Source organism: Streptomyces sp. NPDC055506 (assembly GCF_053643595.1).
Window position 1 is genome coordinate 1 of the sequence record NZ_JBSHKH010000178.1, and the last position, 13,398, is coordinate 13,398.

The 13,398-nt window shown below is 71.5% G+C and carries 10 protein-coding genes and 1 pseudogene; 4 read left to right on the forward strand and 7 right to left on the reverse strand.

What is annotated here, in order from left to right:
• On the reverse strand, window positions 1-1,491 hold a 1,491-nt coding region (locus ACWIF2_RS37435; protein ID WP_454365712.1), incomplete at its 3' end, for an MFS transporter.
• A gap of 200 nt (window positions 1,492-1,691) precedes the next feature.
• Between ACWIF2_RS37435 and ACWIF2_RS37440 the strand changes: the two genes are divergently transcribed.
• Window positions 1,692-3,182 (forward strand): MFS transporter, encoded by a 1,491-nt coding sequence (locus ACWIF2_RS37440; RefSeq protein ID WP_454365714.1) that lies wholly within the window; start codon window positions 1,692-1,694, stop codon window positions 3,180-3,182.
• Window positions 3,183-3,200: 18 nt separating this feature from the next.
• On the opposite strand, the gene ACWIF2_RS37445 is transcribed toward ACWIF2_RS37440, so the two are convergent.
• The 3 genes from ACWIF2_RS37445 to ACWIF2_RS37455 all read right to left on the reverse strand — a co-directional run bounded on the left by ACWIF2_RS37445 (window position 3,201) and on the right by ACWIF2_RS37455 (window position 7,217).
• Window positions 3,201-3,965, reverse strand: a complete 765-nt coding sequence (locus ACWIF2_RS37445) for a hypothetical protein (protein WP_454365716.1) — start codon at window positions 3,963-3,965, stop codon at window positions 3,201-3,203.
• Between the two features lie 74 nt (window positions 3,966-4,039).
• The gene (locus ACWIF2_RS37450) at window positions 4,040-5,701 is read right to left on the reverse strand and encodes an amidohydrolase (protein ID WP_454365718.1); all 1,662 of its coding nucleotides are present in this window, start codon (window positions 5,699-5,701) and stop codon (window positions 4,040-4,042) included.
• Between the two features lie 22 nt (window positions 5,702-5,723).
• A complete protein-coding gene (locus tag ACWIF2_RS37455; protein ID WP_454365720.1) occupies window positions 5,724-7,217 on the reverse strand; it encodes an APC family permease in 1,494 nt (497 codons plus the stop codon).
• 146 nt (window positions 7,218-7,363) lie between these two features.
• Between ACWIF2_RS37455 and ACWIF2_RS37460 the strand changes: the two genes are divergently transcribed.
• The 3 genes from ACWIF2_RS37460 to ACWIF2_RS37470 all read left to right on the forward strand — a co-directional run bounded on the left by ACWIF2_RS37460 (window position 7,364) and on the right by ACWIF2_RS37470 (window position 9,933).
• The gene (locus ACWIF2_RS37460) at window positions 7,364-8,062 is read left to right on the forward strand and encodes a TetR/AcrR family transcriptional regulator (protein WP_454365721.1); all 699 of its coding nucleotides are present in this window, start codon (window positions 7,364-7,366) and stop codon (window positions 8,060-8,062) included.
• Between the two features lie 84 nt (window positions 8,063-8,146).
• Complete coding sequence (locus tag ACWIF2_RS37465) at window positions 8,147-9,043, forward strand: helix-turn-helix transcriptional regulator (RefSeq protein WP_454365723.1); 897 nt, start codon at window positions 8,147-8,149, stop codon at window positions 9,041-9,043.
• The gene (locus ACWIF2_RS37470; RefSeq protein ID WP_454365725.1) at window positions 9,040-9,933 is read left to right on the forward strand and encodes an arginase family protein; all 894 of its coding nucleotides are present in this window, start codon (window positions 9,040-9,042) and stop codon (window positions 9,931-9,933) included. Before ACWIF2_RS37465 ends, ACWIF2_RS37470 begins: the two co-directional genes overlap by 4 nt.
• Window positions 9,934-9,947: 14 nt before the next feature.
• On the opposite strand, the gene ACWIF2_RS37475 is transcribed toward ACWIF2_RS37470, so the two are convergent.
• The 3 genes and pseudogenes from ACWIF2_RS37475 to ACWIF2_RS37485 form a co-directional block, all read right to left on the reverse strand.
• Entirely contained in the window at window positions 9,948-11,762 is a 1,815-nt protein-coding gene (locus ACWIF2_RS37475) for an ABC transporter ATP-binding protein (protein ID WP_454365729.1), read from the reverse strand.
• A gap of 573 nt (window positions 11,763-12,335) precedes the next feature.
• Window positions 12,336-12,524, reverse strand: a pseudogene (locus tag ACWIF2_RS37480) (GntR family transcriptional regulator); the annotation flags it as partial.
• Window positions 12,525-12,603: 79 nt separating this feature from the next.
• A complete protein-coding gene (locus ACWIF2_RS37485; protein WP_454365727.1) occupies window positions 12,604-13,251 on the reverse strand; it encodes a dihydrofolate reductase family protein in 648 nt (215 codons plus the stop codon).
• Window positions 13,252-13,398 lie beyond the last annotated feature (147 nt).

The following is a 13,398-nucleotide window of genomic DNA, read 5'->3' on the forward strand; positions in this document are numbered from 1 at the left end:
CTTGGGCTGGGGTGACTGCGCCTGGACGAGTTCCGCCGCCTCCGCCTCCGTCTCCACGGACGGCGGCGAGCCCGCCAGGGGCTTGTTGGCGGTCTCCCGCATGCACAGCACGGCGATGACGCCGATGACGGCGGCGCCCGTGGCGTAGTACGCCGGCATCAGCGTCGAGTCGAAGGCGCTGATCAGCGCGGTGATCACCAGAGGCGTCGTGCCGCCGAAGAGCGAGGTGGCCAGGTTGTAGGCGACCGAGAGGGACCCGTAGCGGACGTGGGTGGGAAATATCGCCGGGAGCGCCGCCGACATCGTGCCGAGCATCGTCACCAGGGACAGCCCCAACAGCAGCAGACCCAGGGCGATGAGGACGACACTGCCCTGCCGGATGAGCCAGAAGGACGGCAGCGAGAGGAAGAGAAAGCCGAGCATCCCCGTCATCAGCAGCGGCTTGCGCCCGAAGCGGTCCGACAGCCGACCGACGTAGTTGATGACGCACATCTGCAGGACCATCACTATGAGCAGGATCAGCAGCCCGTGATTGGTGCCGTAGCCCAGCTCGTCGGACAGGTACGTCGGCATGTACGACAGCAGCATGTAGTCGTTGATGTTGTACGCCGCGACGAGCGCGAGGCACAGCAGCAGCGGCCGCCAGTACCGGGTGAAGATCCTGCCGAGGTCACCGGTGGCCGAGGTCTCCACGGAGTCGGCGGCCTCGCTCGCCTTGACCTGGCCGCCCTCCAGCTTCTGGAAGGCGGGCGTCTCGTCCAGCTTGAGCCGCAGATAGAGGCCGATGAACCCGAGCGGCGCCGCGACCAGGAAGGGGATGCGCCAGCCCCACGCCAGCATCTCGTCCGCGCTGAGCACGCTGTTGAGGATGACGACGAGGCCGGAGGCCCCGACGTAGCCGCCGAGCGTGCCCAGCTCCAGGAAGCTGCCGAAGAAGCCGCGCCTCTTGTCGGGCGCGTACTCCGCGATGAACGTCGAGGCGCCCCCGTACTCCCCGCCGGTCGAGAAGCCCTGCACCAGCCGGAAGAAGATCAGCAGGGCCGGGGCCCACATGCCGATGACGTCGTGCGAGGGGACGAGACCGATGGCGAAGGTCCCCACCGCCATCATGATCATGGTGAGGGAGAGGATGCGCTTGCGGCCGACCTTGTCGCCCAGCGGCCCGAACACCATGCCGCCGAGCGGACGCACCAGGAAGGCCACCGCGAACGTCGCGAAGGAGCTGAGCAGCTGGGCCGTGTCGTTCCCGGACGGGAAGAAGACCTTCCCGATGGTCACGGCCAGATAGCTGTAGATCCCGAAGTCGTACCACTCCATCGCGTTGCCGAGGGCGGCGGCCTTCGTGGCGCGCTTGACGGCCGCGTCGTCGGTCACGGTGATGTCGCTGCGGCGCAGCTTCGGGTGGCGTCGTTTCTCGATCGCGCGGAACAGAACCCGGTGTCGTCTCACAGCCGCGGGATCCACCGACTCGTCATTGTCGGGCGCCGCCATTACGTCGTTCCTTTCGCCGGTCGTTTTCCCAAGCACAACGCCTGCACAGTTCTCGCGCGCTCAAACGCTCGTCCACGTCACAGACGATCTTCCCGGCGTCCGGCCGATTCCGCTTGCGGGCCGCGGCGTGTGCCCGTCCCCTGGTGGGGGAACGTGATTCCTCCGGGGTGAAGGCGGGGCCCCGGTCGAGAGGAGCCCAGGTGACAGCGTCGGCCGAGGAGGCTGCCGGGTACGAGCCGGATCCGCGCCGGTGGCGGGCCCTGTGGGTCACGCTGGTGGCCGGCTTCATGAGCCTGCTGGACGTCTCGATCGTGGTGGTCGCCCTGCCCTCCGTCCAGCGCGGCCTGCACGCCTCTCCCGCGCAGGTGCAGTGGGTGGTGTCCGGATACGCCCTCGCCTTCGCTCTCGCACTCGTCACCGCCGGCCGCCTCGGTGACGCGCTGGACCGCCGCCGCATCTTCCTGCTCGCCCTCAGCGGCTTCGTGGTCTTCAGCGCGGCCTGCGGAGCGGCCCCCAGCATCACGCTGCTGATCGCGGCCCGGCTCGCCCAGGGCCTGGCCGCCGGTTTCATGGCGCCCCAGAACTCCGCGCTCATCCAGCAGATGTTCCGCGGCGCCGAACGCGGTCGCGCCTTCGGATTCTTCGGCGCCACCGTCGGCATCTCCTCCGCCGTCGGCCCCCTCGTCGGCGGCATGATCCTCGCTCTGGCCGACGGCCCCCAGGGCTGGCGGTGGATCTTCTACGTCAATGTCCCCATCGGCATCCTGGCCGTCCTGCTCGGCCGCCGCCTGCTGCCCCGCACCCAGCGGTCCGGCCGGGGCCATGTGGACCTGCCCGGGGTCCTACTCCTCGGCCTCGGCGTCCTCGCGCTCATGTTTCCGCTGGTCCAGGCGGGCTCCGGCGGCATCGGGCGGCTGTGGTGGCTCTTCCTCGCCGGTGCCGTGCTCCTGGCCGCCTTCGCGCGCCGGCAGCGCCGCCTCGTGGCCCGGGGTACGGATCCGCTGCTCGATCCGCGCCTGTTCACCACCGTGCGCGGCTACGCCGTCGGGGCCGGCGTCGGCACGCTCTACTTCGTCGGCTTCAGCGGCGTCTGGCTGGTCTTCGCGCTCTTCTACCAGGACGGCCTGGGCTTCTCCCCGCTGCGGTCCGGCCTCGCCGTGACGCCTTTCGCCATCGGCTCGGCCTGCGCGGCCGCGGTCGCCGGGCGGCTGGTGGACCGGCTCGGGCGCATGCTCACCGTGGGCGGCCTCGCGGCGGTGATGGTCGGCCTGGGCGGCACCGCGCTGCTGCTCCGCCTCGCGCCCCTCGACGTCGCGCCCTGGGCGGCCGCCCCGCTGTTGTTCCTCGGCGGCGCCGGCAGCGGCTGTGTGATCTCCCCGAACATCACCATGACCCTGCGCGACGTCCCCGTGCAGATGGCGGGTGCGGCGGGCGGCGCTCTGCAGACCGGGCAGCGGCTCGGCGCAGCCGTGGGCACCGCCGCCCTGCCCGGGCTCTTCTATCTGGTGCTCGGCGGGAGCGACGACTACCGGGGCGCCCTCGTCGTCGCGCTGGGCGCCGCCCTCGTCGGCATGGCGGCCTCCCTGGCCCTGGCGACGTTCGACTGGCGGCGCGACCGGCGGAGCCGGCAGGCGCACGGGACCTGCCCGGAGGATGTCGCCAACAGCCCTGTGCACGCCCGGCAGACATGATCCTCAACAGGCCGGCTCTCACGTGGCCTGCGGCTGAGGGTCCTGCGGGGCGGCGGGTGCGTCGTCACCTAGTTCGCCGCGCAGGGCGGCGAGCGCGAAGGCCGTCATGGACGCCAGGGTGAGCAGCGCGAGCGGCCCCCAGATCGCCGGTATCGCCCACATCGGCCAGTCGTTCGCCGACTGCGCCCAGAGGGTCAGGATCGCGCCGGCGCCCAGGCCGACGCCGTGCCACCGCACCACCATGCCCGCCTTCGCATGCCGCCGGTCGCCCCGAGCGAGGAGGGGCCACAGCGCTCCCACGAGAGCCGCCAGGCCGAACGACACACAGGCCAGCGCGCCGCCCAGACGGTCCTCGGGCCAGCCCACGGGTCCGTCGGACGTCTGCTGCCGCCGCCCCTCGGCGTCCCGTACCTCCACGACCTGCCCGTGCCAGATCAGGCCGACGACCTTGTCGTCCGGCTCCAGTTCGGAGACCACGGGATCGGCCCGCAGGAACGTCACCTGCCACGGCTTGCCGGACGGCAGCACCAGCTCCGCCTCCGGGGACGCGTTCCTCTCCCCACGGTTCGTGTCGGCCTCGCGGACCGTGAACTCCTGCTCCCACACACACCCCGACGCCCGTGCCGGAACAGCGGCGCACTCGGGCGCCGCACGGAACTCCCGCTCCCGCTCCAGCGCTCCCCGGATCTGGAGCGCTGACGCCACCCCCAGCCCGAGAGCCACGACAGCGATCAGCAGCCAGAGAACGGACCGCAGCACCATGCGTCCCGGCGACTCCACCATGACTCGTCCCCCACCCGTTTACGCGGAACCCGCAGGCGCATTGGAACACGCCCGCGGGTCCGCGCCCCAGGCCTTTACCCGGCGGAGTGGACGCGCCGGCCCTCGACGAAGGTCTCCAGGACCCGGGTCGCGCCGATCTCCTCGGGCGGGCCCGCGAACGGGTCGCGGTCGAGGACCACGAGGTCGGCCGACTTCCCGGCGGTGATGCTGCCGGTGGTGTCGTCGAGGTGGTTCACATAGGCGCTGCCCGCCGTGTACGGGGCGATGGCCGTGCCCAGATCGAGGCGCTGCTCCGGCAGGAAGGCAGGGGTGCCCCCGGGTGCGTCGGGGGAGATCCGGTTGACGGCGACATGGATGGCCTGGAGCGGGTCCGGGCTGCTGACCGGCCAGTCGCTGCCCGCGGCGAGGGTCGCGCCGGCGCGCAGCAGATCACCGAAGGGGTACTGCCACGCGCCGCGCTCCGCGCCCAGGAAGGGCAGCGTCAGTTCGTCCATCTGCGGTTCGTGCGCGGCCCAGAGCATCTGCAGGTTGGCGCTCGCGCCCAGCGCACGGAAGCGCGGCAGGTCGTCGGGGTGGACGACCTGGAGGTGCGCGAGGTGGTGCCGTGTGTCGCGACGGCCGTTTGCGGTCCGGGCGGACTCCACCGCGTCCAGCGCCTCACGCACCGCGCGGTCGCCGAGCGCGTGGAAGTGGACCTGGAAGCCGAGCGCGTCCAGCTCGGTGACGTACTTCCGCAGCTCGCCCGGCTCCACAAAGCTGATCCCGCTGTTGTCCGAGGAGCAGCCGCAGCCGGTCAGATACGGGTCGAGCATCGCGGCGGTGTGGTTCTCGGCGATGCCGTCCTGCATGATCTTCACCGTGCCGGCGCGGAACCGGTCCCGGCTCAACTCGTCGCGGGCAGCCGTCAGTTCGGCGATCTGCTCGGCGCCGCGCTCGCGGTCCCACCACAGCGCGCCGACGACCCGGGCGGTGAGCAACCCCCGGTCGAGGGCGGCCTGGTAGACGGGCGCCGGGTCGGTCATGTTGGCGTACGTGCCGACGATGGCGTCCTGCCAGGCGGTGACGCCGTGGGAGTGCAGCACGGCCTGGGCGCGCAGCAGAGCGGCGAGCTTCTCCTCGGGTGTGGGGTGCGGCAGCAGCCGGCCGACCAGGTGGACCGCGCCCTCCTGGAGCATCCCGGTCGGGTTCCCGTCGGCGTCGCGCTCGATGCGGCCGTCGGCGGGGTCGGGTGTACGGGCGTCGATGCCCGCGCGCTCCAGGGCCCGGGTGTTGACCCAGGCGCCGTGGTGGTCGCGGTTGGGCAGGAAGACGGGGCGGTCCGGGACGATCGCGTCGAGGGCGGCGGCGGTGGGGGAGCCGCCCGGGAACGCCTCCAGGGACCAGCCGCCACCGGTGATCCACTCGGCGTTCGCGTGCTCGTCCGCGTACGTCCTGATCCTGCGCAGGTACTCGGCCGGGTCGACGGTGTCGCCGAGATGGCACTGGCCGAGCTCGATGCCCGCGCCCAGCGGATGGACGTGCGCGTCCTGGAAGCCCGGCAGCAGCAGCTTCCCGGCGAGGTCGACGACCTCGGTGCGGGGCCCGATCAGCTCGCGCACCTCGTCGTGGCCGACGGCGGCGATCCGCCCGCCGCGCACGGCCACGGCGGTGGCGCGGCTGCGGGCGGGATCGACGGTGTGCACGGGGCCGCCCGTGAAGACGAGGTCGGCCGGTCCCGTGGCGTGGGGGTGCGACATGAGGGTGAACTCCATGGGGGGTTCAGACCGCCGTGCGGTCCATCGGGAGGGTGAGGGCGTCGGCGTCGGTGCCGTGCCCCGTCGTGAAGTACGGCGAGCGCCTGACGTACTTGGCCACGGCCGCCATGCCCAGCCCGGCGAGCACGATCACGGCGGGCAGCGAGAACATGAACCAGCCGTTGTCCGGGCTCAGTTCGAAGTGATCGCTCATGGTCAGGTACGAGTATCCGAGGTAGCCGCCGAGGCCCAGCAGCACCAGCCCGGCCACCGCGGGCACCCCGACGGCGAGCAGTGCCTCGCGCGGTCCGTCATGACGCGCCGAGCGGAAGCGCACGGCGCAGGCGAGCGCGGTGAGGCCGTAGTAGAGGGCGACGATCAGGCCGATGGCGTTGACGGCGGCCAGCAGCATGTCGCTCAGCTTGGGGATCGCGAAGGCGAGCAGGGCGATCACGGCGGCGACGGACATCACGACGGCCGTGCCGACGGCGGGCGTGCCGTACCTCGGGTGGACCCGGGTCCACAGCGGTCCCATGGTGCGGTCGCGGCCCATGGCGAGCAGTCCGCGTGCCGTGGGGATCAGGGTGGCCTGCACGGAGGCGACGGCGGAGAACATCAGCGCGACCAGGGGCAGGGTGGCCCAGGGCTCGGCGGCCAGTTTCGCCCCGAGGTAGGGGAGGGCCTGGGGCCCGTTGCGGACGAGTTCGGCCAGGCTCATCTCCCGCTGGAAGGCGACCGAGGCGAAGAGGAACAGACCGAGCATGGCGAAGAGGGCGATCAGACCGCCGCGGGCCGCGTCGTCCGGGCGCTTGGTCTCCTCGGTGACGCTGAAGGCCGCGTCCCAGCCCCAGAAGAAGAAGACCGCGAGGACCATGCCCTGGGCGAAGCTGGTGCCGCTGGAGATCTCGAAGGGGTTGAACCAGGAGAGCGAGAAGGCGTGGTCGCCGGTGATCAGGGCCCAGCCGCAGAAGCCCAGCAGCACCGCGTACTCGAAGACCAGCAGGGCGAACTGGAACCGGGTCGCGCCCCGGACACCGGTGACGGCCAGGGCCGTGAGGGCGAGCAGGATCACCAGGCCGACCGCCGTGCAGACACCGGTGGACGTCGGATCGAGGGCGATGCCGGCGAGGCTGGTCAGGCCGGCCTTGTTGGCGAAGAGCAGGACGACCGAGCCCATGATCGCGCTGGTGTAGGCGCAGAAGATGACCGAGCCGACCAGCGTCACCCAGCCGGTCAGGAAGCCGGGCCAGGGGCCGAGGGATCTGCCGACCCAGGTGTAGCCGTTGCCGCAGTTGGGTTCCGAGCGGTTGAGACGGGCGTAGGCGGTGGCGATGCCGAGCACCGGCAGGAACGCCAGGAGCAGCAGCGCCGGGGCCTGGAGGCCCACGATCGTCGCGATCGTGCCCATGCCGATGGCGATGCTGGTGGTGGCCGCGGTGCTGGACGCGGCGATGGCGACGCCGTCGACGACACCGAGGGAACGGCGCAGAGCGGGGCGTGGTGGCGGTGCGGACGACATGAAGGCTCCTCGGGGGAATGGTGGGAAGAGCCGCGCGGGAATGTGATGGAACAACCGGCGTCCACATTGGGTCAACCCTGTTGACGTAAGGCGGGCCGGAGCCGTTCACTGCGTTGCACACGCGTGCGACGAGAGGAGTCCGGGTCATGACCACCCGCGTCCCGCAGGAGCGCCGGCGCCGCCGGCCCACCCGTTCCGGTGTCGTGCTGTCGGAGCAGTTGATCGTCGAGACCGCCCTGCGCCTGATCGGGGAGCACGGCCCCGAGGCGCTGAGCGTGCGCCGGCTCGGCGCGGCACTGGGCTGCGACCCGACCGCTCTGTACCGCTACTTCCACGGCACCGACGACCTGGTGCTCGCGATCGCCGACCGGATCATCGGCGACGCGATGGCCGGCTTCGTCCCCGGGGAGGACTGGGTGGCCTCGCTGCGCGAGATGGCGACGAGGGTCCGTGCGGGATACCTCGCCCATCCCCGGGCGGCCGCCATGGCCGCACACCGGGTGACCCGGCGCCGGAACGAGATCCACGCCGTGGACACGGGCATCGGCCTCCTGCTGAACGCGGGCTTCGCACCGGCCGACGCCGCCCGCCTGTACCTGGCCTTCATCGACACCGTCCTCAGCCACGCCGCCACCGAGGCCGCGTTCCACGCCCTCCCACGCCACCAGCGAGACTCCGACCACCGGGCCTGGCGGGACGTCTATCAGGACCTGGACCCGGAGACCTACCCGTCCCTCACCACCGTCCGCCCCGAGCTGCCCGGAATGGCGGACAGCTCCTTCGAACAGGCGGTGGACCTCCTCCTGGAGGCCCTGACGGCCCGGGCACCGGCCGGACGGGGATGAGCCGGACCCGGCCCGGCCGAGCCTGGGACCAGGTGGGCCACCCTGGACCGGATGAGCGGCCGGCGCCGGGCGAATACTGGAGTGATGGAGCAGAACGCCGAACTGGGAGACTTCCTGCGCAGCAGCCGGGCACGGCTGAGCCCGGGTGACGCGGGCCTGCCCCCGGGCGGCGGCGTCCGCAGGGTTCCGGGGCTGCGCCGTGAGGAGGTCGCGCACCTGGCCGGTGTGAGCAAGGACTACTACACCCGCCTCGAACAGGGCCGCCACCCCAATGTCTCCGAGGCCGTGCTGGACGCCGTCGCCCGTGCCCTGCGCCTGGACGACGACGAGCGCGGCCATCTCTTCGACCTCGCCCGGCCCCCGTCCACCCGCGCCCGGCGCCGCCGCCCGGAGCGCCTGCAGCGCGTGCGCCCCGAGGTCCATCAGATGCTGGACCTCCTCAACGGCGTCTCACCGGCCTTCGTCGTCAACCACCGCCAGGACGTGCTGGCCGCCAACCAACTGGCCCGCGCCCTGATCACGGACTGGGACGCACGGCCGTACCGGGAACGCAACTTCGTCCGCTACGTCCTCCTCGACCCCGCCGCCCGCGAGCTGTACCTCAACTGGGACGAGGTCGCGGAGATCGTCGTGGCCAATCTGCGCCTGGAGGCCGGACGTCATCCCGACGACACCCGGCTCAACGAACTCATAGGCGAAGCCGTCGTCAAGGTGCCCGAGTTCGGCTCCTGGTGGGACAGCCACCGGGTGGCCCAGTGCGTCTACGGGACGCAGCACTTCCACCACCCCGTGGTCGGCGAGTTCACGCTGCACCACGAGACGCTGGCCTTCCCCGCCGATCCGGGCCAGACCATGTGCGTCTACACCGCCGAACCGGGCTCCGCCTCCGCCCAGACCCTCGCCCTGCTCGCCAGCTGGAGCGCCCCCGAGGCCCAGCGCAGCGACGGCACCTCACCCGCCCCCCGGATGGGAGATCCATGACCCACGCCACCACCCTCGCCGACGCTCATCTGCGTCTCGTCTGGCCCCAGTGGCAGGGCGCCGGCGCGGCCGTCGTCGGGGAACTCGCCCCCGAGTTCCCGCTCGACACGGCGCGCCGGGGCTATGCGGTCGGCACCGCCGTGCTCGAAGCCGTCCTGCCCCCGCACGACGGCCCCACCGCCACGGTCCCGGTCACCCTGACCGACGACGGCCTCGAGGAACGCGACGGTGTCGAGGCCAAGTCGGCCGTCGTCGGACAGCTCGAGAGCGCGCTGCGCGTCATCGGCGACCACGAACCGGCACGCATCACGACCCTCGGCGGCGAGTGCTCCGTCAGCGTCGCCCCCTTCGCCGAACTCGCCCGCCGCTACGGCGACGACCTGGCCGTCGTCTGGATCGACTCGCACCCCGACATCGGCACGCCGGACAGCGACTACCACGGCTACCACGCCATGGCCGTCGCCGCCCTCACCGGCCACGGCGACCCCGACGTCCTGAAGCCGCTGCCGGCCACCGTCTCCCCGGACCGAGTCGCGCTCGTGGGCCTGCACGAGTGGACCGACGACGACTTCCCCAACGTCGCCGAGTGGGGCATCCGGTCGTTCGGCCCGGACGAGCTGCGTGCTTCCACCCAGCCCGTCCTCGACTGGCTCGCGGCCACCGGCTGCTCACGCGTCGCCGTCCACTTCGACGTCGACACCGTCGACAGCGACGAGATCGGACTCGGCTTCGTACCAGGCGGTCTCACCGGCGGTGAGGTACGACGCGTCGTCGCCGACATCGACCGGGCCGCGGACGTCGTCGGCCTCACGATCGCCGAGTTCATTCCGCGGCAGGTCATGCACCTCCAGCGGATCCTGAACGGCTTTCCCCTGCTGCGCGGCAGCTGAGAACCCGTCCGCTGTCACACCACCTCGGCCCGCCCCGGGTCGTCGTCCAGGAAGCCGCCCGACTGGTGCTGCCACAGCTTCGCGTAGGCCCCGTCGACCGCGAGCAACTCCTGGTGGGTGCCCTGTTCGACGATCCGGCCCCGGTCGAGCACGACGAGCTGGTCCATGGTGGCGACCGTGCTTAGCCGGTGCGCCACCACGAGTGCCGTCCGCCCCTCCATGAGCCGCCACAGCGCCTCCTGGACGAGCAGCTCGCTCTCGGAGTCCAGAGCGCTGGTCGCCTCGTCGAGCAGCAGGATCGGCGCGTCCCGCAGGATCGCCCGGGCGAGTGCGACACGCTGGCGCTGACCACCGGACAGCTTGACGCCGCGCTCGCCCACCATTGTGTCGAAGCCGTCGGGCAGGGCGTCGGCGAACTCGGTGACATGGGCCGCCTCGGCCGCCCGGCGGATCTCGGCGTCCGTGGCGTCCGGCCGGGCGAACGCGATGTTGTCCCGCAGGGTGCGGTGGAACATCGCCGGGTCCTGCGGCACATAGGCGATCCGGCTGCGCAGATCGGCCTGGCGCAGCCGGCTGATGTCCTGGCCGCCGATCAGGATGCGGCCCGCGTCGATGTCGGTCATCCGCAGCAGCAGCCGGGTCAGCGAGGTCTTGCCGCCGCCGGACCGGCCGACCAGACCGAGCTTCGCCCCGCTCGGCACTTCCAGGTCCAGCCCGTCGAACAATGGTCGGCCGCCACGGTGTGCGAAAGTCACCTTCTCGAAGCGGACATCGGCAGCCCGGGAGCACAGCGGCTCCGGCGACGGCGGGTCGAGCACGGTCGGCGGTGTCAGCAGCAGCTCGGTGAACTGGGCGGCCTCCGTCATCGAGCTCTCCAGTCGGCGGTAGATCTGGTTGAACTCGAACATGATGCGAGTCGCGTTGCCGTAGTACGCGAAGGCCACCACGATCGCCTCCACACCGTGCGCGCCCCCGGCGAGCGTGACCGCGAGCAGCAGGCCCATCGCGTTGGTGAGCACGGACATCGGCGCGACCAGCGTGTCGATGCGCAGGTTGCCGTAGTCCCAGGACCGCACGGTGAGTCGGCGCGACACCGCGACCCGGGAGCGGTGCTCGGCCGCCTCGCTCTCCTCCGCGGCGAACGCCCGTACGGTGTCCATGTTCATCAGGCTGTCGGCGACATGGCCCGACACCCGGGCGATCGCCTCCTCGCGCTGGTCGACGATCCGCTGGCGGCGCCGGATGAGCGGCACGACCAGCACCGCCGTCAGCGCGATCGTCACCAGCAGACCGACGACGAGCAGCGGTTCGTAGCGCCACAGCACCACCACGCCGAACGCCAGCGGCACGAAGCTTCCCACGATCTGGAACGTCATCGTGTCCACGAACTGCTCGAAACGCGAGGCGAAGCTCAGGACCCGCTTGGTCAGCGAACCGGCGAAGTTGTCGTGGAAGAACGCGGCGTCCTTGGCGAACAGCTCGTCCATCCCGAGCACGTACAGATGCTCGATGCCGAGGGCGTCCAGGCGGTTGAGGCAGTGCAGGGCGACGCGCCACAGTGCCTCCGCGAGCAGCAGGACACCGGCGAAGCCGAGGACGTACGGCAGCGCCGAGTCGACCGTGACGTCCTTGTCACCGGCGAGGTCGCCGACGAGCTTGGCGACGATCAGCGGCGCCACATAGTTGATTCCGATGTTGCCCAGCGCCATGAGCACCATCGCGGGTACCGTCAGCCGACGCAGCCGGGCCAACTCCCGTCCGTAGTAGCGAAGTGCGAGTAAGACCGAGCGCTTGCCCGGCTGAACCCTGCGAGAATCAGGCGTTTCCATCCCACCCCTGTGTTCGCTGCGGCGAATGTGTGGATTTCGGTCGAGTCCGGCAGTGTCCCGCGACGGCGACCGCGGCGTCCAAGCCTTTTCCGGCCGGGCGGTGGTGCGCGGGGGAGCGCCAAGGGGTGCGGGGCGGATCCCCACCGACAAGTCGTCGAGCCCCTCGAAGGCCAGGTCCTCCGCGCCGGCGAAGGAGAGCCCCGCACCGCTGTCGCCCTCGGCGAACTCCAGGGGCAGGACGCCGCCCCGCAGCATGACCTCGTGGTTGCTGCGGCGCGTGGAGTACTGGTTGAGGTCACGCCGGGCGACCGACCGGCCCGCCAGCCAGTGCCCGCCCGGGCTGGCAGCGGGGATGGCGCCGTCCTCGGCCTCCATACGGGAGAGCACACGCTCGGCCTGACGCGGGGGCAGCCGGTAGCGGCGGCTGATGTCGGCCGAGGTGAAGGAGCCGGTGAAGCGCCCGCCCACGTGATCGTCGGCGATCTCGAAGTACGCCGTCCGCTCCACGTCCTCGCCGTCACCGAGGTCGGGCCGGGCCAGCGCGCTCGCGTCCCGCGTGAGGAAGAAGCCGCGGTTGGGGACGCGGTCGAGGATGCCGACCTCGGTGAGGAAGAGCATCGCCTTGCGCACCGGAGTGCGCGAGACCTCCAGCGCGTCCGCCGCCCACTGCTCGGTGACGTGCGCGCCTTCGGCCAGTCCGCTGCGACGGAACAGGTCCACCAGTCGGGTGGCCATGGCGGTGGTCAGGTTCGGCCGTGACATCAGCCCCTGCGCTTCGTACGTGGTCGGACGAAACGCCCCATCCTATGGACCCGGTCGCGGGGGGCCGCCCGCCGGAAGCTCAGACGCCCGTACGGGTGAACGTCACGTGCGTGACTCCGCCGGGCGAGGAGGTGGCCTCGACCTCGTAGTCCTTCTCGACGTCCTCCAGCCCGTCCCAGAGGCGTACGCCGCGGCCGAGCAGGATCGGGACCACCGTGATGTGCAGGTGGTCGATGAGCCCGGCGGCGAGGAAGTCGCGGACCACGGTGGGGCCCCCGCCGATGCGTACGTCCTGGCCGCCCGCTGCCTCGCGGGCCGTCTTGAGTGCCTCGGCGGGCGGGGTGTCGAGGAAGTGGAACGTCGTGCCGCCCTCCATCTCGATCGACGAGCGAGGGTGATGGGTGAGGACGAAGGTCGGTGTGTGGAACGGCGGGTTCGGCCCCCACCACCCCTTCCACTCCGGGTCGTCGTGCCATCCGGGGTAACCGAACTTCCCCGCGCCCATGATCTCGGCGCCGATCCCGGGCGTGTGCTGCCGTGCGAAGGCGTCGTCGAGGCCGCGGGTCCCGCCTGACTGGCGAGTCATCTCGTGCCAGAACCGGGTGGCGAACATCCACTCGTGCAGCCTCTCGCCGGCATGGCCGAACGGGGCCTCACGGCTCAGACCCTCACCGGTGCCGAAGCCGTCGAGCGAGATGGAGAAGTTGTGCACGCGAGCGAGTGACATGGCCGGCCGATCCTTCCTTCGCGAAACGTCCCTGTGCCCAATGTTCCAGGTCCCGGCGACCACCGCAGCGCTAGTCCCCGATCGCGGCGCGGACGAGCGACTGCAATTGCTCGGCGGTGTGATCCAGCGGCTGTGTGGTGCGCTTGG